The 26,385-nt window shown below is 44.9% G+C and carries 22 protein-coding genes and 1 other annotated feature; of the genes, 7 read left to right on the forward strand and 15 right to left on the reverse strand.

Annotated elements, in window-relative coordinates; all coding sequences use genetic code 11:
- Positions 1–40: 40 nt before the first annotated feature.
- Both JMX82_RS10655 and JMX82_RS10660 read left to right on the forward strand, forming a co-directional pair.
- On the forward strand, positions 41–361 hold the full coding sequence (locus JMX82_RS10655) for a LysE family translocator (protein ID WP_265089320.1): 321 nt from the start codon (positions 41–43) through the stop codon (positions 359–361).
- Positions 362–519: 158 nt separating this feature from the next.
- Complete coding sequence (locus tag JMX82_RS10660; protein ID WP_201540516.1) at positions 520–1,455, forward strand: EamA family transporter; 936 nt, start codon at positions 520–522, stop codon at positions 1,453–1,455.
- 186 nt (positions 1,456–1,641) lie between these two features.
- Here JMX82_RS10660 and truC read toward each other — a convergent pair whose 3' ends face one another.
- A complete protein-coding gene (truC, locus tag JMX82_RS10665; RefSeq protein WP_201540517.1) occupies positions 1,642–2,412 on the reverse strand; it encodes a tRNA pseudouridine(65) synthase TruC in 771 nt (256 codons plus the stop codon).
- Between the two features lie 920 nt (positions 2,413–3,332).
- Here truC and JMX82_RS10670 point away from each other — a divergent pair.
- Positions 3,333–4,289: a GlxA family transcriptional regulator gene (locus JMX82_RS10670; RefSeq protein ID WP_201540518.1), complete on the forward strand. Its 957-nt coding sequence runs from the start codon at positions 3,333–3,335 to the stop codon at positions 4,287–4,289.
- 41 nt (positions 4,290–4,330) lie between these two features.
- Here JMX82_RS10670 and caiE read toward each other — a convergent pair whose 3' ends face one another.
- Genes caiE through JMX82_RS10685 form a run of 3 tightly spaced genes read right to left on the reverse strand, consistent with a single transcriptional unit; the run spans position 4,331 to position 6,519 of the window.
- Positions 4,331–4,921, reverse strand: a complete 591-nt coding sequence (gene caiE, locus JMX82_RS10675) for a carnitine operon protein CaiE (protein WP_201540519.1) — start codon at positions 4,919–4,921, stop codon at positions 4,331–4,333.
- Between the two features lie 16 nt (positions 4,922–4,937).
- Positions 4,938–5,720, reverse strand: coding sequence for an SDR family oxidoreductase (locus JMX82_RS10680; RefSeq protein WP_201540520.1), 783 nt, complete (start codon positions 5,718–5,720; stop codon positions 4,938–4,940).
- 13 nt (positions 5,721–5,733) lie between these two features.
- The gene (locus JMX82_RS10685; RefSeq protein ID WP_201540521.1) at positions 5,734–6,519 is read right to left on the reverse strand and encodes an enoyl-CoA hydratase-related protein; all 786 of its coding nucleotides are present in this window, start codon (positions 6,517–6,519) and stop codon (positions 5,734–5,736) included.
- Positions 6,520–6,800: 281 nt separating this feature from the next.
- Between JMX82_RS10685 and JMX82_RS10690 the strand changes: the two genes are divergently transcribed.
- The 3 genes from JMX82_RS10690 to JMX82_RS10700 all read left to right on the forward strand — a co-directional run bounded on the left by JMX82_RS10690 (position 6,801) and on the right by JMX82_RS10700 (position 11,873).
- The gene (locus tag JMX82_RS10690) at positions 6,801–7,967 is read left to right on the forward strand and encodes an acyl-CoA dehydrogenase family protein (RefSeq protein ID WP_201540522.1); all 1,167 of its coding nucleotides are present in this window, start codon (positions 6,801–6,803) and stop codon (positions 7,965–7,967) included.
- A 62-nt stretch (positions 7,968–8,029) separates the two neighbouring features.
- Complete coding sequence (locus JMX82_RS10695) at positions 8,030–10,123, forward strand: acetate--CoA ligase family protein (protein ID WP_201540523.1); 2,094 nt, start codon at positions 8,030–8,032, stop codon at positions 10,121–10,123.
- Between the two features lie 163 nt (positions 10,124–10,286).
- Positions 10,287–11,873: a BCCT family transporter gene (locus tag JMX82_RS10700; RefSeq protein WP_201540524.1), complete on the forward strand. Its 1,587-nt coding sequence runs from the start codon at positions 10,287–10,289 to the stop codon at positions 11,871–11,873.
- Between the two features lie 332 nt (positions 11,874–12,205).
- Here the strand turns inward: JMX82_RS10700 and JMX82_RS10705 are convergent, their stop codons facing one another.
- From JMX82_RS10705 to hisF, 11 genes are all read right to left on the reverse strand, one after another.
- A complete protein-coding gene (locus JMX82_RS10705; protein ID WP_201540525.1) occupies positions 12,206–12,454 on the reverse strand; it encodes an antitoxin VbhA family protein in 249 nt (82 codons plus the stop codon).
- Positions 12,455–12,619: 165 nt separating this feature from the next.
- A protein-coding gene (locus JMX82_RS10710; RefSeq protein WP_201540526.1) for an IS3 family transposase occupies positions 12,620–13,839 on the reverse strand; the annotation gives its coding sequence in 2 pieces (ribosomal slippage) (positions 12,620–13,554 and positions 13,554–13,839; 1,221 coding nt in all).
- Positions 13,448–13,564: a sequence feature (AL1L pseudoknot), on the reverse strand. Its footprint overlaps the gene before it by 117 nt.
- Before the next feature lie 71 nt (positions 13,840–13,910).
- Positions 13,911–16,013, reverse strand: coding sequence for a Mu transposase C-terminal domain-containing protein (locus JMX82_RS10715; protein ID WP_201540527.1), 2,103 nt, complete (start codon positions 16,011–16,013; stop codon positions 13,911–13,913).
- Positions 15,997–16,812: a TnsA endonuclease N-terminal domain-containing protein gene (locus JMX82_RS10720; protein WP_201540528.1), complete on the reverse strand. Its 816-nt coding sequence runs from the start codon at positions 16,810–16,812 to the stop codon at positions 15,997–15,999. Before JMX82_RS10720 ends, JMX82_RS10715 begins: the two co-directional genes overlap by 17 nt.
- Before the next feature lie 148 nt (positions 16,813–16,960).
- Positions 16,961–18,805 carry a glutamine--fructose-6-phosphate transaminase (isomerizing) gene (glmS, locus tag JMX82_RS10725; protein ID WP_201540529.1) on the reverse strand — a complete coding sequence of 615 codons (1,845 nt, stop codon included), beginning with the start codon at positions 18,803–18,805 and terminating at the stop codon, positions 16,961–16,963.
- Positions 18,806–19,052: 247 nt separating this feature from the next.
- Positions 19,053–20,435 carry a bifunctional UDP-N-acetylglucosamine diphosphorylase/glucosamine-1-phosphate N-acetyltransferase GlmU gene (gene glmU / locus JMX82_RS10730; RefSeq protein ID WP_201540530.1) on the reverse strand — a complete coding sequence of 461 codons (1,383 nt, stop codon included), beginning with the start codon at positions 20,433–20,435 and terminating at the stop codon, positions 19,053–19,055.
- Positions 20,436–20,691: 256 nt separating this feature from the next.
- Positions 20,692–21,270, reverse strand: a complete 579-nt coding sequence (locus tag JMX82_RS10735) for a phosphatidylglycerophosphatase A (RefSeq protein WP_201540531.1) — start codon at positions 21,268–21,270, stop codon at positions 20,692–20,694.
- 3 nt (positions 21,271–21,273) lie between these two features.
- Entirely contained in the window at positions 21,274–22,314 is a 1,041-nt protein-coding gene (thiL, locus tag JMX82_RS10740; protein WP_201540532.1) for a thiamine-phosphate kinase, read from the reverse strand.
- A gap of 2 nt (positions 22,315–22,316) precedes the next feature.
- The gene (nusB, locus tag JMX82_RS14270) at positions 22,317–23,189 is read right to left on the reverse strand and encodes a transcription antitermination factor NusB (protein WP_227676647.1); all 873 of its coding nucleotides are present in this window, start codon (positions 23,187–23,189) and stop codon (positions 22,317–22,319) included.
- Between the two features lie 230 nt (positions 23,190–23,419).
- Positions 23,420–23,941: a 6,7-dimethyl-8-ribityllumazine synthase gene (gene ribE / locus JMX82_RS10750; RefSeq protein ID WP_201540533.1), complete on the reverse strand. Its 522-nt coding sequence runs from the start codon at positions 23,939–23,941 to the stop codon at positions 23,420–23,422.
- Between the two features lie 205 nt (positions 23,942–24,146).
- Entirely contained in the window at positions 24,147–24,929 is a 783-nt protein-coding gene (hisF, locus tag JMX82_RS10755; protein WP_201540534.1) for an imidazole glycerol phosphate synthase subunit HisF, read from the reverse strand.
- Positions 24,930–25,117: 188 nt separating this feature from the next.
- On the opposite strand from hisF, the gene JMX82_RS10760 reads away from it, so the two are divergent.
- Positions 25,118–26,353, forward strand: a complete 1,236-nt coding sequence (locus JMX82_RS10760) for a homoserine kinase (protein WP_201540535.1) — start codon at positions 25,118–25,120, stop codon at positions 26,351–26,353.
- The last annotated feature ends 32 nt before the right edge of the window (positions 26,354–26,385 follow it).

The raw sequence follows: 26,385 nt of genomic DNA on the forward strand, positions 1-26,385 counted from the left end.
AAGAAAATGTTCTTGGCCATTCAATTAGTGGGCGCAATATATATTCTACTTGGGTTTTAAAATGGCCTTTGGAAAAAGAAAATCATTTGTCCTAGAGTCTGACAACACGTTAGATGTGAGTAGTACAAGTGCTGGTAGGTTATTCAAAGAGGGTTTGCTAACCTCTCTTTCTAACCCAAAACCTATCTTATTTTTTATGGCTGTATTTCCGCAATTTATCGATACTGAGCAAACCTATCTTTCTCAATTTCTCATTTTAGCTTCAGCTTTTTGCCTATTGGTTTTACTGATCCATTTTTGCTACGCAGAAGCATTTGCTTTAGCCAGCCGGTATCTATGGAAAGCTCAAGATAACCTATAGTTAATTACAAAAATAGGCGGTGCAGCATTAATGCTCATTGCCGTTCTATTGTTTGTAAGTGTATTACTCACTCTCTAAAAGCCTCCTATGGTTAATACGAGATTGTCATAAAATTTTTTTAAATATAATAACCAGCCATAATTTCTTAGGCCAACGATATGACTCCTATATACACTGCATTGGCTGTACTGGTTACTTTTATTTGGGGTGTGAACTTTACCTTTATTGCATGGGGACTTGAAAGCTTTCCACCGCTAATGCTCACCGCCCTGCGTTTCTTCTTTACCGCTGTGCCACTGGTTTTCTTTCTGAAGCCGCCCAAATTTAACCGTACATTACTTATCTATGCTATCGGTACGTTTGTCATGCAGTATGCTTTTGTATTCACTGCCATGCACTTAGGGGCATCAGCAGGATTGACGGCACTATTGCTACAAATTCAAATTTTTATTACCGTATTGTTGGCGTATTTTATACTGGGTGAGGCAGTGAGTCGCATGCAAATCATCGGTATGCTGGTCGGTGTGCTAGGGCTTAGCGTCATCGCGTTGAACCTTGGTGGTGATATGCCTCTGGCTGGGTTTGTCTGTATCTTGATTGCGGCCATAGGTTGGAGCTTTGGAAACATTGCTTCAAAACAGGCGTCAACACAAGCGACGCAGCAAGGATCAGACGGGGCTATTATTCCGTCTAATACTGGAAGTAATAAGGCATCCGCGTTGTCTGCTCTCGCTCTCGTGGTTTGGGGTGGTCTGATCGCTTGCGTGATTTTAACGCTATCTTCTCTCATATTTGAGACCGAGGCATGGCAGCTGGCGACGTTTACCGAGGCATCGCTTAAGTCTTGGTTATCACTTGGGTTTATCGTGTATGTCTCAACGCTGATAGGATTTGGACTGTGGGCGCATCTGCTTAGTCAAAATACGGCTTCCAAGGTTATGCCGTTTGCTCTATTGGTGCCAGTATTCGGTATGACAACCTCAGTGCTACTTACAGGAGAGATCGTGACATGGTGGAAGATGCTGGCAATGATATTGATATTGTCGGGGTTGGTGCTAGCGAATATAAAAATAAAACTGGGAAGAAAGCGCTAGCCAATATGATGTTAGCTGTTCTTATTCCTAGAACAGCGCTTACGGTAAATAAAAATAAAAATAAAAATAAAAATCCAAAAGCTCATAGCCGAAGGTTCAAGTCCTTACTAGGGTATCGAACCTTCATATCTAGCATCAGTATATCGACTTCTTTCATATGACTATCTAAGATAAAACCTACGCTGTTTAACCTTTAGCGCTGTCCACCCAAGAAAACTCTTCTAAGATACGCATCCATTGGTCATCTAATTTAGCTTTTAGCAATAATGGCTCACCAGTGACGGGGTGGCTGAGCGCTAAAGTCTGAGCATGCAGCAGCATGCGCGTACAATCATAGTGAGTACGAAAAAATCGTGTGTGACGTATATCGCCGTGGCTGGTATCACCCACGATATGATGGAATACATGTCGCATGTGCCGGCGCAGCTGATGCTTGCGCCCAGTCTCGGGTGTCAAGCGCACAAGACTATAGCGGCTCGTATCATGTTTTTTTGATACAGCAAATGGTAGCTCGATTTGTGCCAAACTTTGCCAATGGGTCACCGCCTCTTGAGCGGGTTTGTCCAAATCGGCAAACTTATCGGCGATGGCATCGGGTTGAAAGCTCAACGCATAATCGACGGTGCCTTGTTCTGGCATATAGCCGCGCACCACGGCTAAATACTGCTTGGTAACTTTGTGTTCAGTAAAAGCCTCGCCAAGGCTGCGCGCCACGGCTGAGCTCTTGGCAAACAATAATACGCCTGACGTAGGCTTGTCTAACCGATGCACTGGAAATACATGACAACCTACCGCATCACGGGTGAGTTGCATGGCAAAGCGCGTCTCGCCTTTATCCAGCCAACTGCGATGCACCAATAGACCAGCCTCTTTATTAATTGCCACCAGAAATTCATCTTCATAGATTATTTCTATTTGGTTAGTGATTTGATTGGCGGTGTCGCTTTCGATATCCATGTTCTCATTGTCCATACTGTAGATACAGTAATTATATAAGTGATTGAATTATATAAATTACTGATATTTTTCTATTCGTTATTCACAAAAAAATCCTTCGCTATCTTATTCGTACCAGATAGCGAAGGATTCGGTGCAAAAAGCAACTAATTAATGATAATATTTGTCAGCGAGTAATAAAGTATCATACTGAGCCTTTGTTAAAACCTTGATTTCATTACCTCTTATTTTCCGTAAAAATAATAAAGTATCATACTGAATAGTCTCATCCATGGTATCGAGTCATATTTAGGAGTAATAAAGTATCATACTAATGAAGCTGAGTATAACGCGAGCACTATCACAGTTAAAATACTCATTGCGTTAAAGTGATGAAAAAAAAGATCAGATATTTTAATTAGTGGGGTTTGGAACGTTCGGAACTACAAACAAGCGACAAGGGCGGTATGTATCCTAAATCTTTCAGAGTAAAAATTCTTGCGCAATCGATGATAACCGTCAAATTCCTTTGTCCAAAACTGTTCGTCCCCCACAATGCAATCCATCTCTTGATGCTGTACGGTCCTCATAAACTGGTACATATACATTTTATGCGTGTCTATTTTCCAATTGTGTAGCCTTAAAAAGACCTTCATGAGAGTCATGCCCACCTAAGAGTAGGGGTGTAACTTGAAAATTATCTTTGCCATTCTCCCACTATCCGCTGTGCTATAAACTCTGTTTCGACTTTGCCCTCTGAACAAAGGGCTGTGCTCATTTCTGAATTCCAATCCTCACTGTTTTCTGGCGAGCAAGCTAGATGGGAAATAACTGAGTGGAATTAGCCTAAAAACCTGAATTCGGGGACAAATTTATCTAGTGTAGATACTTACATATTCCGTTGTCTGTTATAGTATTCAGTAAAAACTTGGTTTATCACTATGATCCTAAAGCCTGATAAAGATGGCGTTTTTACCATTTCCTTTCTGCTTTTACCTGAATACGCAATGGTCGCCCTACTGTCTGCTATTGAGCCGCTGCGAGTAGCCAATCGCTTTGCCGGCCGCGAGATTTTTCGTTGGCAATTGCTTTCTGAGGACGGCCCACCAGTGGCAGCGAGCAACCTACTGGCATTGCAACAAACGGTTGCTATCTGTGATTCCGCAGTCCCCCTTAATATTTTTGTCTGCTCCAGCTTCAATCCGAAAGACTATATCCGGGATGACACCATTGCTTGGCTTAAAAAACTCAACCGGGGAGGCTCTTTAATAGGTGCCATGGACACCGGCTGCTATCTTCTGGCTGCAGCCGGGCTTCTGAAAAAGCACAAAATAGCCCTGCACTGGGAAGCAGCACCTTCCTTTCAGGAAGATTATCCCGAACTGGAACTCACCAACGAGCTGTTTGAAGTAGATCACAATCTGATTACCTGTGCCGGCGGAACCTCGGCCATCGATCTGATGCTTTATATCATTCAGGAAGAGCTCGGCCACGGTCTCGCAATCAAGGTTTGTGAACAGTTTATAAAAAGTGGTATCCGTCAGAAATCGGACAAGCAACGTATCGACTTATCCGCACGTCTCAAAATATACCATCCCCGCCTTCTGCGCGTGTTGGAGAAGATGGAAGCACATCTGGAGTCGCCCTTGTCCACCAAAGAGCTGGCAAAATACGCACACATTTCTGTTCGTCAGATGGAACGCCTGTTTCGCAGTTTTCTGAACGATTCACCTTCTGGCTATTACATGAAGTTGCGGCTGGAACGATCTCGACAGTTACTGAAAGAGTCCAGCTTAAGCATTTCTGAAATCAGAATCATCTGCGGATTCAATTCAGCTCCCCATTTTACCCGAAGCTACCGCAAACAGTTCGCTCGCAGCCCAAGTGAAGACCGTTGACATGCATCAAATTTTTTTGAGTATACCACTTTGATTCTGTCTCATACTTTGGGTTGTACGACGGTCACTCCTTTGAGTCTAGGGCGATCCGCTTCCATCTCCAGCAGTGGCGAAACCACGTTCATGCTCGCGGCTGAGCGCCAGACCAGCGCCTGATATTCTTTTGTATTGAGACCTTTCCAATGCAAGTCCTGTTCGCTAACCTCACGAATTACTTTGGCAGGCGAACCTACCAGCAACTGGCGGGATGTCCCTTTAAAGCCGGCCTTAACAAAACTGCCGGCGGCAACTATGCTGTCCTCACCAATAATGGCACCGTCCATCACTACCGCATTCATACCCACTAGCGCATTACGCTTTACTATGCAGCCATGAAGAATTGCGCCGTGCCCAATATGGCCGTTAGCCTCAACAACGGTGTCGGTGTCGCAATATCCATGCATCACACAACTGTCCTGAAGGTTGGAACCATCCTCTAAGATTAAGCGGCCATAGTCTCCACGCAGAGATGCTAGCGGGGCAATGTAAACATTAGGGCCAACAATCACATCACCGATCAGCACTGCTGTTGGGTGAACATAAGCACTGGGATGCACCACCGGAATCAAACCTTCAAACTCATAACAGGGCATAGAATTCATCCTTTGATTAGCGTTGCGGAGACGCGCCTGTCAAGTGTTCACCACCATCCAGAGCGAGACATGTGCCGGTGATAAAACCAGCGGCAGGTGATGCCAAATAAGCTACTGATTGAGCAACTTCTTCGGGTAAGCCCATGCGCTTTATCAGTAGCTTATTAATGCCATCCTGCAGCGCAACTGGGTCATACTGATCCAATGCTTCAGTCTTAATAGTGCCCGGTGCCACGGCATTCACTCGAATGCCAAGATTTGCCCACTCCCAAGCAAGAGTTCGGGTTAAGTTGACGACACCTTCTCTGGCAGCACCCGCGTGCGCCATACCGGGTAGCCCGTTGGCCTGGCACAAAACAATATTAATGATACATCCGGGGAGCTTGCGGTTCATACAGTGCCGAGCAAAAGCCTGACACATAAGAAAAGTGCCGGTTAGGTTAAGGTCAACAACTGACCGAAAGCCATTGGCAGAGAGCTCTAGGGCAGGCGCAGCAAATTGTCCACCAGCGTTATTAACCAATACATCAATACCAATTCCCTGTAGCTCCAGCTGTTCTATTAGACTTGCCACAGAATCGCTATCGCGGATATTGACTGCCAGTTCGATCGCATCGACACCAGCCTCACGTAGGCTCTGTCCCGCTTCAATCAATCGCTCCTGGTCTCGCGCCGCAATCACCACCCGAGCACCCAAAGTACCGAAATTACGAGCTATGGCCAGGCCAATGCCGCTCCCGCCACCGGTTATTAAAACCGTTTTATCGGCAAACAAATCAGTTCTAAATATATTTTCCATAACCTATCTCCTTTTAACACCCTTTCCAGATTGGGGGGCGGCCTTCCGTAAAAGCATTGCTGCCTTCTTCGGCATCCTGTGATTGAAGCATGCGTCTGTAAGCCGGCAGCGTTCCACTACGCTGAAGTTCAAACGCTTGCTGCACGGAAATTGATTCTCCGGCGGAGACTAGTTCCATGATTGCCTGTTGAGCTAAGGGAGCACTTGTAGCGACTCTTTCGGCCAGCGCCAGTGCTGTCGCTATCAATTCGTCCGGGGCAACAACAGCGTTCACTAACCCCCACCGCAGAGCCTCCTCTGCACTCAGGCGACTACCCGTTAGTAGCATTTCCATGGCAACCGCTCGAGGCAACCGCTTGGGCAGACGAAACACGCCACCTGAATCGGGAACAATACCAATCTGAGCTTCGGGTAGGAAGAACTGGGCATGGTCGGCTGCCACGATTAAATCGCAGGCCAAAACCAGTTCAAAACCACCACCAACTGCCATGCCGTTAACGGCGGCAATAACAGGCTTGGTCAGACTGAAAAGTTCGGTCAGCCCGGCAAAACCACCAGGGCCGTGATGAGCATCTACCGCTTCCCCCGCGGCGGCGGCTTTAAGATCCCAGCCCGCTGAAAAGAAGTGCTGGCCGGCTCCAGTAATAATCGCAACCTGAAGAGAAGGGTTCTGCTCAAATTCAGCCAATGCCTCGTAAAGCTCAAAACTTGTGGCGCAGTCTATCGCATTAGCTTTGGGGCGATTCAAGGTGATTAATAACGCTGAGCCCCTGTGTTCGGTATGTACAGACACTGACATGTTGTTCAATCCTTCTGTTGTTTTTTTATTGGTTGTTCCATTGCCACCACCTTAGCGCAAAGCCCAATATACCCATTGCACAAAATCGTCATAACAATGCACCAAAACGACAGAACAGACTTTACGCCACAAAACGACACCGCTCATTGTCGTATTTCACGATAAATACGTCGTTTTTAATCAATCACACCCTTGCACTCCTGCGTAGAGTTAATAGGAGTTTAGGCCCGTAAGCAAACGGCACATAATCAACAACACCAACATTTCTTGGAGATTTTACAATGGATTTTAATCTTTCTAAAGAGCATCTTGAACTGCAGGCAAAAGCCAAAGAATTTACCGAAACCGTTCTCTTCCCTCACGAAATGGAGTGTGAAGAAAATGACGGTATCAGCCGTGAAACTCACCAAAAGATTATCGATGCCACATTGGCGTGGGGCTTTAACGCACCAAACCACAGCAAGGAAGATGGCGGCCAAGGCTTTAGTATCTTTGAACAGACCCTTCTCAACGAGCAACTAGGCAAAGCCACCGGCGCCATCTGGGACGCGCTTTGGTATCCCTCTTATCCCATGCGCTTCGCTACCCAGGCGCAAAAAGAAGAATATTTAATCCCGACTTGTCAGGGCAAACGTCGCGACGCCTACGCCATTACTGAAGCCGATGCAGGCTCTGACCCGACTCAGTGCATGACCCGTGCAGATAAGGTTGAGGGTGGTTGGAAAATTAACGGTGAGAAGTGGTTCGTAACCATCGGAGACATTGCCGATTATATTCTAGTACACGCTCACGTAGATGGTGATTCAACCAAACCCACCGTATTTTTTGTTGAAAAGAACTTGCCTGGTGTAGAGCTCAAACGCACACCGCTTTATACCCACCATTTTGCGTTCAAGCACCCTGAGTACATCTTCAATGACGTGATTGTTGGAGAAGACAAAATTCTGGGCGAAATCGGCCAAGGCTACGATATGACCAAGGATTGGTTTGTTGAAGCACGCCTAGGAATAGCCGCCCGTTGCGTTGGTGGCGCCATTCGAGCCGCTGAAGAAGCAAACAAGTTTGCCGCCGAACGCATCCAATTTGGCCAACCGATTAATAACTTTCAAGCGATCGAATTCATGCTGGCTGATATGGGCGTCGAAATCATGGCCGCCAAGTCTATGCTCTACCGACTGAGCTGGGAAATCGACCAGACCAGCGATCGCAAGGTTAATCACGCCAAAGCGGCAGCATTGAAGCTGTATTGTTCCGAAATGGTGGGCCGAGTTTGCGACAAGGCTGTACAAATTCTGGGTGGTCGCGGTTATATGCGTGAACAAGCGGTTGAGCGTTTGTGGCGTGATACCCGAGTCGACCGAATCTGGGAAGGCACTTCAGAAATCCAACGTGTCATTATCAGCGGCCAAATTAAGAAGCGTGGCCTCGATATTTACACTGGTTGGTAAGTCCCCTAGGGCGCGCACGAGCGCGCCCTAACTCTTTTTTTGGGCTTATAAGGTTTCTCATCATGACAAAACAAGAAAATCTTCAACGACTGCTTTCACCGCGCAGTATTGTATTTATTGGCGGTTCCAACCTGGCACTCCCCATCCAAAACACTCAAGACATCGGCTTTGATGGCGAAATATGGGTGGTTAATCCTAAGTACGACGAAATCGCTGGTGTACCCTGTTTCGACAGCATTGCTGATTTACCTGGCACTCCTGACGCAGCGTTCGTATCCATCAACGCTAAGCTGACGGTTCAAGCCGTCGCCGACCTGAGTAAACGGGGGTGCGGCGGCGTGGTTTGTTACGCCGCTGGCTTTGCTGAGGTAGGCAACAATGGGGATGAACTGCAAGACTCACTGATAGAAGCGGCCGGAGATATGGCATTAGTGGGCCCCAACTGCTATGGCTTGCTAAATTTTACCAACGGCGTCGCGTTATGGCCGGACCGTCTTTGTGGTGAGCGTACCGATAAAGGTGTCGCTATCATCAGCCAAAGCGGTAACGTAGCGCTAAATCTGACCATGCACGACCGCTCACTTTCAATCACCCATGTAATCAGCGTTGGCAATCAGGCGGTGTTAGGCGTAGGCGACTATATCGAACCACTGCTCGAAGACGATCGTGTAACCGCCATCGGTTTTTATATCGAGGGGCTGAAAGATATTGAAACGTTCAGTCGCGCTGCTCTGAAGGCTTTGGAGAAAGGCGTTCCTCTGGTAGTGCTCAAGGCAGGCACTTCAGAGATCGGCACCCAGCTGACCATGAGTCATACCAGCTCCTTAGCGGGCTCTGATGACATGTATCAGGCGATGTTCGACAGGCTGGGCATTCTTCGTGTGCACTCTTTGTCTGAGCTGCTTGAAACCCTGAAGATTGCCTCTCTATGCGAACTTCCCAAAGGGGATCGTATCGGCGTGCTGACCTGCTCCGGCGGTGATAGCGCCATGCTAGCCGATAGTCTGGATCACTATAAGCTTCAGCTGCCAAGCTTATCCAAGATACAGGAACAAAAACTAGGTAAATGGTTGCCCGATTTTGCCAGTCTTTCCAACCCCTTAGATTACAACACTTCGATTTGGGGCAATCTTGAAGCCTGTACCGAGGTATTTGGCATTATGATGGAGGGTGACTGCGACGCTACCGTATTAGCGTTGGACTTCCCCAAACAGGGCATTGGTAACGATCACGAATGGCAGGTGGCGATCAATTCTTTAATAGCCGCTCACGCCAACCACCCCAAGACCTGCGCCGTGATCTCTAACCTCAGCGAGCTAATGCCAGAGAACGCCCGCCAGCGGTTAGTGAAAGCCGGTATTGCACCATTGCAAAGCCTGAAAGACGGTGTTGCAGCGTTGGCACGGCTTGTGCGTTATGGCGAACGCCGCCGTCAAGTGGCCGCAATGGATGACTCTGAGCAATTACTCCTACGAGGGCCTTTATTGATGGAAGGCGAGAGCAAGATGCTAGATGAGTGGGCCTCTAAGCAACTGGTTGGCCGCTATGGACTGCAACTACCTGGCGGTCGCTGTGTAAACAAAGCAGATGTGGTAGAAGCAGCGGACGAAGTTGGCTACCCGGTGGTGATGAAAGGGGTCAGCGACAGGCTGGCTCACAAGACTGAGGCCGGGGCCGTCATGCTCAATCTTAAGGATGGCAGCGCCGTGGCCAGCGCCGTTGAGGTAATGGCGGGCCGCCTAGCCGAACAGGGGCTCGCTGATGCCCGCTTTCTGATCGAACCTATGATTTCAGACTTTGTTGGCGAGCTGATCATTGGCCTTAAACGAGATGAACAGTTCGGACTGGCACTGATTGTTGGTACGGGCGGCATTCTAGTCAACCTGCTCAACGACAGTGCAATTATGCTGCTGCCAATCACCCGCGAAGCCGCTGGTGCTGCTGTTCTATCACTCAAAGGCAGCGCATTGCTACGGGGTTTTCGAGGCCGCCCGGAAGGCGACTTGGAAGCCGTAGTAGATGCCATTATGGCCGTAGCTGATTTTGCTATGGATCACTGGGACAGTGTTACTGAACTGGATATCAATCCTTTGATGGTGCGTCCTAAAGGTAAAGGTGCAGTCGCTGCCGATGCTTTGGTTCGATTAAAACAGTAGCTTTTTTCTACCAGTTCACACACATTTTCATTGAAACGATTTTTCAAACATTAGGAAAATATAAAGCATCAATAATTGACAATGTTAGTAATAGTTACCTCAAGCAATAACAAATAAAACTTGAGGTATCCCTCCCTAAAGGACTACGTGCGAGGTAAAGGTAATGAATACCGTTGGAGAAAACAACAAACTGGTGATCGACCCAGTAATTTTCTGGAGTGCGCTAATTGTTATTTTAGTTGCAAGCATTCCTCTTGTTTTATATCCGGAGGCAGGAAAAGCCGCTGTTGATGGACTGTTAATTTCGTTCACTGGCACCTTTGGCTGGCTCTATCTGCTAACCGGAATCGGCAGTTTCCTTTTCATGGTTTGGCTTGCATACGGCCCTCTGGGGCGGATTAAAATGGGCGCACCCGACGAGCAGCCTGAGTTCAAAACTGTTCCTTGGATTTCCATGCTATTCTGTGCAGGAATCGGTATCTCAATCTGTAACTGGGCCTTTGTAGAACCCCTCTACATGCTCTCAGGCCCACCTTTGGGTGTCGAAGGCGGCACCACTGAGGCAGCGGAATGGGCCGCCATGTATCCGATGTTCCATTGGGGTGTGGTGCCTTGGGCGCTGTACTTGATGCCTGCCCTGCCTATGGCGTATGTTCTGTACGTACGCAAGGTCAATGTATTGCGCCTCAGCGAAGCCTGTCGTGGCATCCTCGGAAAAGCGGTGGATGGTCCTGTTGGTAAGCTGATCGACGTCATTGTGATCTTCTCGATCGTCGGTGGTGTAGGAACCTCTCTTGGACTTTCCGTACCGTTAGTTTCCGCCCTCTTTCAAGAGATGTTCGGACTGGCAGATTCGTTTGTATTGCAGATGGGGATTCTGGCCGCCTGGACCGCGATGATAGCCTGGAGTGTTTTTAACGGTCTGAACAAGGGAATTCAGACGCTATCAAATATCAATGCGGCGCTAGGTTTTTTGCTGCTGTTTTTCGTCTTGATTGTGGGACCAACTATCTTTCTGTTGAACCTCTGGACTAACAGTGTAGGATTGTTCTTAGATAATTTTTTCCGCATTAATTTCTGGACTGATCCGGTCGAAAAGGGTAGCTTTGTAAAAGACTGGACTATCTTCTACTGGGCTTGGTGGATTGCTTACGCGCCTATGATGGGGTTGTTTGTAGCCCGTATCTCGCGCGGTCGAACCATCAAGGAAATCATCGTGCACGGTGTAGGCTGGGGTACCCTTGGCTGTTGGGCATTCTTTGCAATATGGGGCGGTTATGCTCTTGACGTGCAGCTTAGTGGTGCAGTCGACCTGCAGGCGATCCTAAGTAATGAAGGCATACCAGCAACAGTCGTAGCGATCTTGAAAACCTTGCCAGTAGCCTGGCTGGTCATCCCGTTGTTCACATTGCTGTGCTTTGTGTTTCTGGCCACAACCGTAGATTCCTCCGCCTACATGCTGGCATCGGTCTGCACCAAGAAAATCACCGGTTATCAGGAGCCAGCCAGATGGAATCGTATCTTGTGGACCATTATGCTTGCTTTGGTTGGTATAGGGCTTTTATCCGTTGGCGGTCTTAAAGCGGTTCAGACCTCCACTATCCTGGTAGCGCTACCGATGATACCAGTGCTTATTATCATGGCTGCATCCTTGGTTCGCTGGGCCTACAATGACTTTGGTGCCGAACTCTCTCCACGCGCTCTCGCCAAAGAAGTAGTGGTACAACAATACGGCGACGGCAAGGAATAGGTGTTCAACCCCAATCCGGATTGCCTCGCTAACGCCGAGCTAGAACTGAAGCCTTAGACTCAATGCAACAAGGCTGACAGTTCAGCCGGCCTTTTAAATCCTTCCCGAGTTCAGAGGCCTCCAACTGGAGCCTCTGAATTCTTTGCGTCCGATTTTTATGAAGGTCTTCTGAGCGCAATAAATAGGAGTACGTTATGAGCATTATCCACATCGGCGTGATCGGCGCCGGACAAATAAGCCTTTGCTACATCCGGTTTGCAGGTCATTTTGAACGTTAATGTCAGCGAGTAATGAATAACATACTGAGATTTTCGTAAAAGAAGAGATGTTGATTAATTATTTTCAAGCGCTATCTTAGTATAGTGAGCATGCAGTAGAACTTTTACTTCCTTGCTAGTTGCAATTTTACCTTCCTCAAAGTCTTTAAAGACATGCTGAGTATCTGGGTTAACAGGAATGTTATCGACTGCAAAGCTGCCCAACGTATCAGAGTTGATGCGGCGGCGCTTTTCTATTTCTTTTTGACTAACTAGGATGGGACGATCGTCAACAATCGTTGTTTTAGATTTAGAGTCTTCCATATCAGCTCCCATCAGTAACGATAAATTTGCTCAGCAAGTTATATAGTGTTCTATCTAAACAATCTTTCTTTTACTGGTATACCTTATTTGGCTCATTTAATTGTATTAATGATTTAGACATCGGTATGAACCGCCCCGACTTTATCGGAGGCTGATTTACTTTAGTCAGGCAGCAATGCCTGACAGGATTAAATTATCATAATACCGCTTTTCAAATTCAAAAGGTGACACATATCCAATCGTGCTATGCAGTCGTGTTTTGTTAAACCAATCGACCCATTCAAGGGTTGCTAGTTCAACATCGTTCACACCAGACCAGCTCTCTTTCAAATAATGAATGACCTCAGACTTATAAAGCCCATTGACCGTCTCAGCCAGTGCATTGTCGTATGAATCACCTGTAGTGCCAACAGAGGCAATCACACCGCAGTCAGCCATTTTATCAGTATAGCGAATGGATAAATACTGAACCCCTCGATCACTGTGATGAATCACATCTTTGGGATAGTTTCTATCTGCTATTGCTTGATTTAACGCCGCCATCACCATATCTGTGTTCATACGATTAGATACTTTCCAGCCCACAATAGCGCGAGCAAACACATCAATAATAAAAGCGGTATACACCCAGCCGCTTATCGTCTTGATATAAGTAAAGTCTGCCACCCAGAGCTGGTTAGGGCGATGAGCGCTAAAGTTACGATTAACCAAGTCATCAGCACGCTTTTGATCATCACGGCTGTGAGTTGTTATTTTACCCTTACCGCGCCAGACACCTTGTAGGCCATGCTGTCTCATTAAACGCTCTATGGTACAACGAGCAACCTTTAACCCGTCAGCTTTCATCTGCTGCCATACTTTACGCGCACCGTAACGGCATTTGCTGTCCTGCCAGATACGTTTAATCTCGCTGATGTAAAAGTCGTCATGTTGACTGCGCAGTGAGCGTTTTTCAGGGTAGCTCTCCAAGTCTTTAGCACGGTGATAGGTTGATGGGGCAATCGGTAATACTCTACAGATCAGCTCGACCCCATAATTATTCTTATGATCGTCGATGAATTGAATCATGATTTTAGTCAGCGGTCGAGCTCCGCCTGGGCGAAAAAAGCAGCAGCCTTACGTATAATCTCATTGGCTTGCTTGAGCTCTTTATTCTCGCGTTCAAGCTCTTTAATACGTTGCTCTTGGCTTTGGGCTTGCACTGAGGCAGGAATAGTTTGATCTATGTGCTTTTTATGCCATGACCGCAGGGTTTCAGGCGTACAGCCAATCTTAGGTGCAATTGCTTGAATAGCTGACCAGGTGGAGGGATAGTCGCTTAATGCTTCAATCAGCATGCGAACGGCGCGGTCTTTAATCTCGGGGGTGTAGTGTCGTGTTTTCATCGTTGTATTCTCTCAGAATGTTGAGTCTCCGACAATCCCGGGGCGGTTCAGTTGACCTCAATCACTTGTGCTTAGTCATCATCAGATAAAGTCTGGTGATAGATAGGATATTCTAGTGCCAGATCTTCATCGCTTAATTCGTTTTGATTACGTTCGTTTTTTATTATTTTGGGCAGTTGAATTAACTGGCCTTTCTTAGCCTCATTTTTTCTGCTTTGACGCTCTTCATCTTTAGCCTGTTTTTTATTATCGTTAATATTAGCTAGCTGAGCCTGCTTAGTTTGTGAAGATTTGGATTTAGATTTAGATTCTACAGCATTCTGTATAAGGCTCTCGATTGTTCGCTCTAACTTCTCTAATCCTAAATCATTTTTAACTTCTTGTGCTGCAACTGTCTTTTTATGTTCTTGTTGAATCTGCCAAACCTCCCAAAAACTACAGCCTTTAAACTCTCTAGATCGATCAGATAAATGAGCCTCCCAATACTTTAGGCTATCTTTTTCATAAAAAATATAGATGATATTTGCATCAAGGAGGTCGTAAGCAACTACTAGCGATTTAGGTCTGTGTATTGAATTTTTTCTGTGCAACCAGCCTAGATCTCTTATTTCTGCACAAGTATAGTAATTACCAAAAAGCTTAATCCCTAAATCTGACAATGTTGCATTTTTTCTAGGTAATAATGCAATGTGTAAAGACTTCTCTGACACAGAACGTAACTTACCTGTTCGATGTTGTAGTCCCCAATTCCACAATTCAAGAGGAACGGCAGGTAAGTCCAATGGCATATCATTATCTCTATCATAATGTCTTAATTGATGAGTTTTGTTATACCTTAAAACCGAATGAAGAATAATTTTAGTGAAGTCTTTAATGGTTAAGGCAGCATCTAAACGGTAATCTCTCCCTCCTTTCTTTCTTTCTGTTACACCCGTTACAACACCTGGCGCAAATGGTTTGAACTTTGCTTGCATAGTTTTAAAGTACCTTTCTACAACAGGTTTTAAATCTCCACGATATGGGGGTGTAGTTTCTATTCGAACGGAAAAGCTCTTTTCCAAGGTTTCAATTTGATGACCAAGTAATTCGCCGCGATCTGCGAGGAGTGCATCAGGCAGCCCTATACACGGCCAGTCATTTGCAGAGATATTAATCCCGTATTCTTTGCAATAGTCCTGCTTATCAGTAACTGCCATTTTCAAAGCTTGCATGCTAGTGGCATATGAAGGGTTTTCAAACCCAGTATAGAAACCCGCTATCATGCGACTGAATACATCAATAACGAAATAAATGACAGGGCGGCCTACGATACTCTGCCGATCTGAATCAGATAATAGATAAATATCTGCAATTGTGGCATCTATTTCGTAGCGTGAACCAGGTCCAAGTACTTGAGTGTTAACAGTAGAGTGTAGTGGTCTAACATCTTTATTATAGATTATTTTGTTTTGCCTAGATTTAAGTTTCTGAACAGAGGTAAACTCTTTATTATAGAAATATTTAAATTGCCAAATACTGGGAAAATCTTCTTCATGAACATCAGGGTTTAGAGATCGATATGCGGTTTTAAATTGTCGATAGGCATAGAGGATCGTAAGCTGTTTATCACTTAGTAAGTATTTACTGATGATTTTCAAGAACAACCTTTCCGTTTCATCATTGATTATGGCCCCAGAGCCTTCTTTATGAACTCTTGGCCTACCTAGCTTTTTATTTTTGGCAGTACGTTTTCTGCCTTTTGCACCTGAATTTTTATAGCTTGGTAATAATGTATTAGGAGTTTGTCCTCTTTGCCAATAGCGTCGTAGTAAACGATATAAAGTTTGTTTGGTACTTCTTTTGGAGTCAATAATCTCATTGATGAACTTTGCTCGCTCTACTGAAAGGTAGTATAAATTATGACTGAATATAGGTTTTATCAGCTCGTAATTGCTATCACGTTTTAACTGGGCAGTACTACCATCTTCAGGGTTTTGTAAGATCAAATCTTGATACGGATCGTCAATTAAATAGCAAACGTTTTCTTCAATAAGATTAGCTAGCTCTTTATAAGAGATTAACGCGGGTAACGCAGATCCTTTATCGATATCAATCCACACGATCTTTTTAGATAAAAGACTTAAAATTCTATATCTTTCTCCTTGGTTGTTGTATACATCATTGATTCGAAACATAACGAATCTCCTCAGTTATCAAGCTGTAGTCGTTACTATTGGAGATATGGATATCACTACACTTCAATCGTCTGAAATCTATAAAAATATCAAAAGTAAAAAATCTAAGTGCTAATAGTTTCCTGATCTCGTTTAAAGAAGCGCCTAATTCACTAAAATAAACTCTATCAACCTCCTTACATAAGTCTATGAGACTTTTTGAAGGAGATCGGCTGAACTGATCAATATAGAAGTCTAACTTTTCTTCAATATTGAAAGTGACTTGACTGTTCGATTCTGGATATAGCCACTTAGTATTATTTTGGATAACTATAGGAATATCTTTCTCAGTAATTATTTGCCAAGGAATACCTTTGGACTGCCAGTAATGACGCTCAATTTCTAACTTTTCTATAGTTCGAATATCATCTAACTTTGTTGAGTATTTAGCTTGTAATACAAACTGACTAGAATGTGTATTAGAACTAATTACATAAAAATCTGAGGTCATGATGTTCATATTACCTCCGAAACTCGAATGCTTAATTTGCTTATCTTCTGCAATTTTGAGGGTGTCGTCATAGTTAAGAGGGAATTGCTCTCTAATATCAAGAACTGTGGGGCTCCATTCAAGCACTAAAAATGTAGCTAACTCTAAATCTGAGAGTAGATGATGAGTTCGTCTGGTTTTATGACCAAAAACTCTATGAGATCGACCTGAGGAAGATATGTCAGAGATTTTTATCCAAGGCTTGTAATCGGCAAGCTCACCTTGACCTCGGCCTTCTTTAAGCCACTTCTCTTGTTTTTTTGAGAGCATAAAAAACCCCTGCTAAAGTTACATCAACTTTAGCAGGGGGTAATAATGGAGTCAATAGTATGAATCTTTATTACTCAGTATGAATCTTTATTACTTAGTATGAATCTTTATTACTCGCATACAATATTATTAAAATCAAAAACTTATGTTACTCAACAGTCACTGATTTAGCAAGGTTACGTGGCTGATCGACGTCTGTGCCGCGCATTACTGCGACATGGTATGACAACAGCTGTACGGGTACGCTATAGACGATAGGGGCAAGCGTTTCACAAACATCAGGCACATAGACCACATGTAATCTGTCTTCTGCGACCATTTGACTAGATTCACTGGCAAAAACGAACAGCTCACCATGACGCGCGTGTACTTCTTGCATATTGGCTTTTAGCTTATCAAACATGCTGTCTTTTGGCGCTAGTACGACGATGGGCATGTCTTTATCGACCAAGGCCAATGGACCGTGTTTCAGCTCGCCTGCGGCATAGCCTTCAGCGTGGATATAAGAGATTTCTTTCAGCTTTAACGCGCCTTCTAGCGCTATTGGAAACTGCAAACCACGACCTAAGAACAGGCAGCTCTTTTTATACTCAAAATGCTCACTCATGGCTTTGATAGGCGCATCGAGGTTTAAGCTGGCATGTAGTTGACCACGTAGCTCTTGTAATTGACCAAGCAAGGTACTCAGGTTTTCGCCAGTCATGCGCTCCTGAACGACACCCACTTTTAAGACCAATAGCATTAAAGCGGCGAGCTGAGTGGTGAATGCTTTGGTAGAAGCAACACCAATCTCGGGACCAGCAAGCGTTGGTAAAAAGATATCCGTCTCACGTACCAAAGACGATGTCGGTACGTTGCATAATGCTAAGCTAACTAGACCTGCTGGCGTGTGCTTTTGAATATCACGTAACGCCGATAACGTGTCTGCCGTTTCGCCAGATTGAGAAATACAAATGACAAGTGTGTTGTCGATGACGACAGGATTACGATAGCGGAATTCACTAGCGACTTCAACGGAACAAGGCACACGAATAAGGCTCTCAAACCAATATTTTGCGACCAAGCCTGAGTGGTAACTGGTACCACAAGCGATGACTTGGACGTGCTTAATGCCTTTTAATTGCGCTTCATGACGCTGTAAAAAGTCATCGCGCAGTTTAGACTGCTCATCGCTATCTACAGCCATCTCAACAGTACGGGCAACCGCGTCTGGCTGCTCATAGATTTCTTTGAGCATATAATGCTTAAACTCACCTTTATCCGCATTGTGCTGTGCCGCATCAATTTCATGTATCTGACGTTTTACTTCGACACCATCGGCATAAACCTGAATGCTACTGCGCGTCAATTTGGCGATATCACCTTCTTCTAGGTACATAAAGCGATTGGTGACCGGTAGTAGGGCTAATTGATCAGAAGCAATAAAATTCTCACCGATACCCACACCAATCACTAGTGGAGAGCCCAAACGAACAGTAATCAGCTCATCTGGGCAATCGATATGCAGAATACCAAGGGCAAATGCGCCATGTAATAACGGAATAACCGCACGAACTGCTTCTAGTAAATCAGGCGTTGTTTTGTAGATATCATTGATTAGATGAGCGACGACTTCGGTATCGGTCTGCGACGTAAATACGTAACCTTTAGCAATCAATTCTTCTTTTAACTCGGCATAGTTTTCAACGATACCGTTATGTACCACAGCGATTTTTCCTGATACGTGCGGATGGGCATTACGCTGTGCCGGCTCGCCATGGGTGGCCCAACGTGTATGCGCAATACCAATGTGACCATCGAAAAATTCAGGATTAACTGCCACAGCATCGACCAATGCTTGCACTTTACCCACTTGGCGCTCGCGATGAAGCTCGCCATCACGAATGACGGTCAGACCGGCAGAATCATAACCACGGTATTCTAGACGCTTAAGACCCTCAAGTAAGATACTAGCGATATTACGCTCAGCGACTGCTCCAACGATTCCACACATAACTATTCCTTAAATTCGATGTTTCATGTTTTGATTTTTAAAGGCTTCAATGTTTCAATGCTTAACCGCTCAAATGCTTTGAGAGGCGATAATGTTCAGTCAATAAATAATAGAAGTTCATACTGGCAGAGCTTTTATATTAACAATTTTGATGTTATAAATATAAGGAAGCAGCATCACAAAAATTGTCATGCTGCTTAGTATTACTTCAATAGACATTATTCAAAATGCTGGTGATTGACCATTGCTATTTTGACTTTTTGGTCGGACGCTGAAAGTCGTTTTTCTGAGTTTGTCGTGCCCGTCCAAAGGCTAATGCTTTACTATCAACGTCTTTAGTAATCACTGAACCTGCGGCAACCGTAGCGCTATCACCAATAGTCACAGGTGCCACTAAACTTGAGTTCGAGCCAATGAAGGCATTGTCTTCAATGATAGTTTGTGATTTATTGACACCATCATAATTGCAAGTAATGACGCCTGCGCCGACATTGACATCTGTACCAATGGTCGTATCACCGATATAACTCAAGTGATTAACCTTGCTACCATGACCGACCGTTGATTTTTTAATCTCGACGAAATTACCAATTTTACTGTTATCAGACAATACGGTTTCAGGACGCAAATGGGCGAAAGGACCGACATCAACACCTGCCCCAATCTCAGCGCGGTCAATCACGCAATAAGGTTTTATGTGGCAGGCATTACCGATGTGGGCGTTTTTGATGACACAGCCCGCTTCGATATAAACATTGTCACCTAAGACACAATCGCCCTCGAATACCACACCCACATCGACAAACACGTCTTGACCCGCAGTTAAGGTGCCGCGAATATCAACGCGACTTGGATCCGCAAACTGCACGCCCGCTTCTTGCAAGTCAGCCACCAGTTTGCCTTGCCAAGTGCGCTCTAAGCTAGCAAGCTGTTGGCGGTTATTGACGCCTTCAATCTCAAAGGTATGCTCAGGCTCAATCGCGACAATATTAATGCCTTCAGCGACCGCCATTTTGACGATATCCGTCAGGTAGTATTCTTGCTGCGCATTGTCATTAGACAGCTTTGGCAGGTATTTATGTAATAATGCATTATCGACGCAGTAAATACCGCTATTAATCTCTTGGATTTTCTGCTCATCGGCGCTCGCATCTTTTTGCTCGACGATGGCTTCGATGTTGCCGTCTTTGTCACGTTTGATACGACCGAGACCAAAAGGATTATCTACGGTCAATGTCAACATCGACATGCCCTCGGTGTTAGCCACTTGTAGCGTTGCTAATGTCTGGCAGCTGACTAATGGCACATCACCATAGAGAATCAGGCTTTGCCCTTCTTTGGGTAATTCCGACAGGGTCACTTTTACCGCATGTCCAGTACCTAATTGCTCAGTCTGAGCAACCCAAGTAATAGGCAGATGCGCATATTGAGCATTGATATCTGCTTGGACTTGCTCGCCACCAAAACCATGAACAATAATAGTGTCGTCAACCGTTAATTGATGACAAGTATCAAGGACATGACCCAATAACGACTTACCAGCCAATGTCTGTAGCACTTTTGGCTTAGCCGACTGCATACGCGTGCCTTTGCCTGCAGCGAGGATAATTACCGAAAGAGGAGATGTCATAATAGCCTACAAATGTAACAAAATATAGGGTTGGATTATAGCGTAAATAGCTATTTAACCAAAACGCTATGTCGTGACATCTTTGTAACTTACGTTGCTTGTCATGGGCTTACCATTTACTGGTGGCTTGCTGATAAATTGGCTATCGTCACAAACGCATTACTAAAAAAGTGGGAGAGTCAAAAAATGATGGACTATAAACGACAATCGGTTATGAAAGACCGTCGCTTATATAAAAGCGAGGCTAATTTAACAGCTAAAGGATGGTGGTATAAATAATGATCCAGACGGCTGCTGCCATGACCCCTGCGATGATGTCATCAAGCATGATACCTAGGCCGCCCGCGACTTTTTTATCTGCCCAGCCAATCGGTGGTGGCTTAATAATGTCAAAAAAGCGGAACAATATAAAGGCGATAATAATGACAACAATAGAAGAGATTTGAGCGATATTTTGCCAAAAATTACCGTCAGCGATACCCATATAAGATAGCGGCAGTAGGGTAAGCCACATGCCTGCCCATTCATCCCAGACGATATGCGGGTTATCATGACCACCCATTAGCTCTGAGGTACGACCGCATATCCAACTACCAATCACACAAGAGAGAATGGTAATAATCAAAAATGGCACGAATCCTAAGCTTAGCAATGGTATCGCGATGATTAAGCCACCAACCGTGCCCCAAGTACCGGGTGCACGGCGAGGCAGACCACTACCCAAACCCAACCCAAGCCAATAAACTATGCGGTCAAGCATATTGGCATCGGCGGGTAGAGGCGGGCAGTCATTGGCTTTACGGATATCAGGCTTAGATAGGTTGTGATCAATCATGGGTTAACCTGCAAAATGTTGGTAACCCGTCAGATTGGGCCAAGTAGTAAAGGGGGCGGGATGGGCAGGTGTGATTGGCTGTCCTTGATAAAAAAGCTCTGGTCGTAAATTTTTGATAGCATCTGGCTCATTTACGGCTATGACTTCGCCGATATAGGTAACAGGCGTGTTGCTACTGTCATTGACAGGTGGTTCAATATGAGCAGGCAAAGTAAAAGCCAATTCATAATCATCACCGCCAGCCAGCTGGCACAACAAGCGCTCAGTTAACTCAGCGTTTACCAATGCTTTACTAGTAGGTAGCTGATCAAGATGAATGCGCATACTAACGCTGCTTTGTTGGCAGATATGTCCAATATCTTGATACAGACCATCAGAGATATCTATCATTGCCGTCGCACCAATTTTTGCCAATGCTGAACCCAGTGCAATACGTGGCGTTGGCATATGTAGACGATGCGCAAGCTCAATACCGATAGCATTGTCAGGATTTTGTAGCGCATAAGCGGCATCGCCAAGCGTGCCTGAGACATAAAGTTTGTCGCCAACTTGCGCGCCTGAACGGTAGACGGCTGGCGTCTCTTTGGTGAGTAACCCTTGCGCGCTGACACTAAGCACTAAATTGTCGCTGCGCGTGGTATCACCACCAATCAGCGTCACCCCAAATAGCTGGCAAGCATGAAATAAGCCTTTAGCAAATTCACTTAACCAGCGCTCATTTGCCAAGCGCTGAGGTAAGGCTAACGCCAGTAGAATACTATGCGGAGTTGCACCCATAGCCGCAATATCTGAGACGTTCACTGCCACGGCTTTATAACCGATGGTAAATGCCAGATTATTTACTTGCTCCCAGTCAGCGCTAAAATGTCGACCTTGAACCAGCGTATCAATACAGCTGACCAAGCGCGCGCCTGCAGGCAAGCTCATCACCGCGGCATCATCACCAATGCCTTTTTCGATAATGCCTTTGTCAACACTGCTAGACAATGACTGCGCAGCTTGCATTTGGGAGAATATACGCTCAATCAGCTCAAACTCATTCATGATTAGTCTTTGCTGTCTGCATCAGTGCGGTCTGTTTCAATCGCTTTTTTGCTCGCTTTAAAGTCACTAATATTGGCAGTAGCTTTACTAGCACTATTGCGTTTGACGGTAGTATTATTGGCGCTAATACGAGGCTTGTTTGAGGCAGTTGATTTTTCTTCAATGGCAGCTGTATCAGCACTACCTTCTATATCAGCGTTATCGTCAGCATTGCTATCCGCTTTTATTACAGGTTTAGCAGCCGCTTTTTGTGAGGTGCGTAAATTGGCTTTGCTATCTGCTTCTACTTCAATAGCACGTAGCTCTACCGCCATTTTATCAAGGACGGCATTAATCAATTTATGCGCATCAGTAGCGCCAAAGTGATTATTCAGCTTCATCGCTTCATCAAGTACCACTTTATAAGGAATCTCTAAGCGGTTTTGTAGCTCGTAAGCACCAATCAAAAGAATAGCGTGTTCAACGGTGTCCAATTTATCGATTTCACGGTCAAGATGCTGAGAGATAAGGACATCTAGCGCCTCGATCTGCTCTGGGATATCGCGCATCATTTCATGATAGTAGCCAATATGTACAGTATGCATGGCATTGGTCGCGCGTGTACGAGCAGCAATATCGTGCGGGGCATTGGCTTTCCAACCAAGCTTGCCATCGATATCAAAACGGCGGTCAGTAACCAGCCATTCATATAGACCTTGCATAGCAAAGCGGCGTGCCTTACGAATAGCAGTGTGACTGGTCTTATAAGAAGACTCACTCATATCAAAGGTTTGATCGCCCGCACTGCTGCTCGCGATGCGCGTGGCTTCAGCTTGTTGGTCATTAACTTGTGCGGTTTGTGCAGCGCTAATAGCGCGCTTGAGTTGGTCAGTCATAAGGGGTCTATACCTAGTTTTTGAGATAATAAGTTTAAAAATAAAATGTTAAATAGTGGTCGACTCGCAAATGTTGCTAGTCAGTCTTGGAGATGGATGTTCGATAATCATTTAAAATATTAATGCTAATGCTATTGTAAAGTGCTGAGGGCTATCGTTGTAACCATAGCCCCATTTCAAACAATAAATAATAATTTTATACTCACAAATGCGGCTAACAGTGAATGCAATTAAGCGTCTTCGCTGCCATCATCAATGTCTAACTGTGATAACACAGCAAGCATTTCTAGTACAACCATCGCTGCTTCTGAACCTTTATTACCCGCTTTAGTACCAGCACGCTCAATCGCTTGCTCGATGCTGTCAGTAGTCAATACGCCGTTTGCTACTGGAATATTATAGTCAATGGCAACACTGCTTAAACCTTTAGCAGATTCGCTTGCGACAAAGTCAAAATGCGGCGTGCTACCACGGATAATCGCACCCAAAGCAACGATAGCGTCAAAGCGATCAGACTCAGCAGCGCGCTGTGCAATCAATGGCAACTCAAATGCACCCGGGACACGAATCACAGTGATGTTACTGCCCAATACGCCATGACGAAGCAATGCATCAATCGCGCCATCAACCAACGACTCAACGACAAAACCGTTAAAACGACCTACGACGATACCGATACGCACGTCTTCGTTTTGATGTAAGTTACCATCGATATGGGTCACGTCATTGCGTTGCTGTTGTAAATTTGACATAAAAAATCCTTTGCCGAATAGGCTATTAATAGAAGTATAAGAATCTAAGTATTAGGAATCTAAATATATTGCTAGGTTCAAGTAGTTTATTCAATAGGTTAATTATCCATTAAATAAACAGTTAAATGAACGAAAATCAAATGATAATAAGCAGTTAGCGCTATGATAACATTTTTTGCTGTTAGATTTGTATTTTACCAACGTCTTACAAACGCATTTGTATCCCTTGCGCTGCCATATATTCTTTGGCTTCTTGAACAGTATACTCACCAAAGTGAAAAATACTGGCAGCAAGAACGGCATCGACGCCGCCTTCTAATACCCCTTCGGCTAAATGTTGTAAATTACCGACGCCACCTGAAGCGATCACAGGTACATTCACACGACTGGTAATTTGCTTCATGAGTGCCAAATCATAGCCTTTTTTGGTACCATCACCATCCATCGAGGTCACCAATAACTCACCAGCACCAAGCTCAGCCATTTTGCTTGCCCAAGCGAGCGCATCAATACCCGTTGGCTTACGACCACCGTGAGTAAATATTTCCCAACGCGGCATGATGATGCCATCAACCTCAATATTAGCGACGCGCTTGGCATCGATAGCAACCACAATACATTGATTACCAAATTTTTGCGCCGCTTCACCAACGAACTCAGGAGTAAATACCGCTGCTGAGTTAATCGCCACTTTATCGGCGCCCGCATTGAGCAAATTACGAATATCGGCAATCTTACGCACACCGCCGCCGACGGTTAACGGCACAAATACCGTTTCTGCCATGCGCTCAACCGTATGATACGTCGTATCACGCTCGTCATTGGTTGCCGTAATGTCCAAAAAAGTAATCTCATCAGCGCCTTGTTCATTGTAGCGTTTTGCTACTTCGACAGGATCGCCTGCGTCTTTAATATCGACAAATTGTACGCCTTTGACCACACGGCCATTATCAACGTCCAAACAAGGAATGATACGCTTTGCTAACATAGGGACTTTCGCCTTATAATCAATTCATTCTATAAGCGCTAGTCTAGCAAAATCACCGCCATCTCAGGCAGGTTTTCGCAAGATTAATGTGCTTTTAAGCAAAGTTTATCTATAAGCGGTGCAATCGTTGCCATCACCGTCGATATTTATCCTATCTACCTTTTTTTAATTGCCATAAGTGAGATGTCATGTCCGTCTATACCCAGTTAACCGATGACCAGTTTGCCGCTTTTTGCCAACGTTTTGGCGTGTCATTTGCACGTGCCATTCCGATTACCCAAGGTATCAAAAACTCTAACTGGTTTATTCAGACGACTGACGATGTGGATGGCGCACACTCTTATGTATTTACGCTATTTGAAGAGCGTCCACCAGAAGACATCGAAAAAATGGCGGTTATCCTTAATCAATTGGATGGTAACTTACCGGTCGCCGCGCCGTTATCACTCGTTGATAGCGCAGAAAAATGTTATGTCATACGCTATGACAATAAAGCGATTACCTTAGTGCCATGCCTAGCAGGTTCGCATCCACAGCAAACCACACAAGCGATGTGCCATGAAATTGGCGCCGCTTTAGCGATGCTGCATGAGACATTGCAGGCACTACAACCTGCGGAAGAATATGGCGTGCCTTTATACCCATGGAGCGAGGTGCGCGATCGTGAAAGGCAGTTTATGCCAGCTGATGAAGCCAAATTGATGAGTGATATCTGGCAGTCTTATACCGATTTGCCACTTGCGACATTGCCAAAAGGCTTATGTCATTTAGACATGTTCGCTGATAACACGCTATGGAACTTATCGTTAAATAATAGCCAAAAAGGTGAAGAACGTCTGACTGGGTTGTTAGACTTTACCGAAGTCAGCGTCGAGCACTATGTGATGGATATTGCCATTACGATTAATGATTTTTGTACCACGTGGGGTATGGCTGAACAAGGCGAGTCGGTGAATTTTGACCGCAGCAAAATGGCGGCTTTCTTGCAAGGCTATGAGTCGAAACGCATGCTCGGTGAAGATGAAAAACGTGCCTTACCAGTGATGCTCGCAAAAGCGGCGGTGATTTTTTGGCTATTACGTCTCAACGTTATTCACTATAACCGTACCGAAGGTCGTACGGGCGATAACATCATGGTCAAAAATCCTGACTTGATGAAGCGTCTAGCCGCTTATCATTGGTCGCATGTTGAAAAAGTGCAAAATACGGTATTTGTTTTGGAACATGCACGTTATAAAGACGACAATAAAAACAATGATGTCGAAGATTTTAAAATAATCGGTGTGTTTGCGACTGAGCAACAAGCACAAGCTGCTATTGAGCAATTAAAATCACAATCTGGCTTTAAAGATTATCCAAACGGTTTTCATATTGATGCTTATCCGTTAAATCAAATTAATTGGTCACAAGGTTTCGGTTGCTAATAGAATATTAGCAACGAGTTATATTTATAAAT

The sequence above is a fragment of the Psychrobacter sp. 1044 genome (genome assembly GCF_904846525.1).
In the GTDB taxonomy this organism is placed as follows: Bacteria; Pseudomonadota; Gammaproteobacteria; order Pseudomonadales; family Moraxellaceae; genus Psychrobacter.

Excerpts from the sequence above, each read along its gene's own strand:
- JMX82_RS10660 (WP_201540516.1), top strand. The coding sequence starts at position 520 with ATGACTCCTATATACACTGCATTGGCTGTACTGGTTACTTTTATTTGG.
- JMX82_RS10695 (WP_201540523.1), top strand. The coding sequence starts at position 8,030 with ATGACAAAACAAGAAAATCTTCAACGACTGCTTTCACCGCGCAGTATT.
- JMX82_RS10685 (WP_201540521.1), bottom strand. The coding sequence starts at position 6,519 with ATGTCAGTGTCTGTACATACCGAACACAGGGGCTCAGCGTTATTAATC.
- caiE (WP_201540519.1), bottom strand. The coding sequence starts at position 4,921 with ATGCCCTGTTATGAGTTTGAAGGTTTGATTCCGGTGGTGCATCCCAGT.
- nusB (WP_227676647.1), bottom strand. The coding sequence starts at position 23,189 with ATGACTGACCAACTCAAGCGCGCTATTAGCGCTGCACAAACCGCACAA.
- JMX82_RS10720 (WP_201540528.1), bottom strand. The coding sequence starts at position 16,812 with ATGCTCTCAAAAAAACAAGAGAAGTGGCTTAAAGAAGGCCGAGGTCAA.
- glmS (WP_201540529.1), bottom strand. The coding sequence starts at position 18,805 with ATGTGTGGAATCGTTGGAGCAGTCGCTGAGCGTAATATCGCTAGTATC.
- JMX82_RS10700 (WP_201540524.1), top strand. The coding sequence starts at position 10,287 with ATGAATACCGTTGGAGAAAACAACAAACTGGTGATCGACCCAGTAATT.
- ribE (WP_201540533.1), bottom strand. The coding sequence starts at position 23,941 with ATGTCAAATTTACAACAGCAACGCAATGACGTGACCCATATCGATGGT.
- glmU (WP_201540530.1), bottom strand. The coding sequence starts at position 20,435 with ATGACATCTCCTCTTTCGGTAATTATCCTCGCTGCAGGCAAAGGCACG.
- JMX82_RS10760 (WP_201540535.1), top strand. The coding sequence starts at position 25,118 with ATGTCCGTCTATACCCAGTTAACCGATGACCAGTTTGCCGCTTTTTGC.
- JMX82_RS10670 (WP_201540518.1), top strand. The coding sequence starts at position 3,333 with ATGATCCTAAAGCCTGATAAAGATGGCGTTTTTACCATTTCCTTTCTG.
- JMX82_RS10715 (WP_201540527.1), bottom strand. The coding sequence starts at position 16,013 with ATGTTTCGAATCAATGATGTATACAACAACCAAGGAGAAAGATATAGA.
- JMX82_RS10690 (WP_201540522.1), top strand. The coding sequence starts at position 6,801 with ATGGATTTTAATCTTTCTAAAGAGCATCTTGAACTGCAGGCAAAAGCC.
- JMX82_RS10680 (WP_201540520.1), bottom strand. The coding sequence starts at position 5,720 with ATGGAAAATATATTTAGAACTGATTTGTTTGCCGATAAAACGGTTTTA.
- JMX82_RS10705 (WP_201540525.1), bottom strand. The coding sequence starts at position 12,454 with ATGGAAGACTCTAAATCTAAAACAACGATTGTTGACGATCGTCCCATC.
- thiL (WP_201540532.1), bottom strand. The coding sequence starts at position 22,314 with ATGAATGAGTTTGAGCTGATTGAGCGTATATTCTCCCAAATGCAAGCT.
- truC (WP_201540517.1), bottom strand. The coding sequence starts at position 2,412 with ATGGATATCGAAAGCGACACCGCCAATCAAATCACTAACCAAATAGAA.
- JMX82_RS10735 (WP_201540531.1), bottom strand. The coding sequence starts at position 21,270 with ATGATTGATCACAACCTATCTAAGCCTGATATCCGTAAAGCCAATGAC.
- hisF (WP_201540534.1), bottom strand. The coding sequence starts at position 24,929 with ATGTTAGCAAAGCGTATCATTCCTTGTTTGGACGTTGATAATGGCCGT.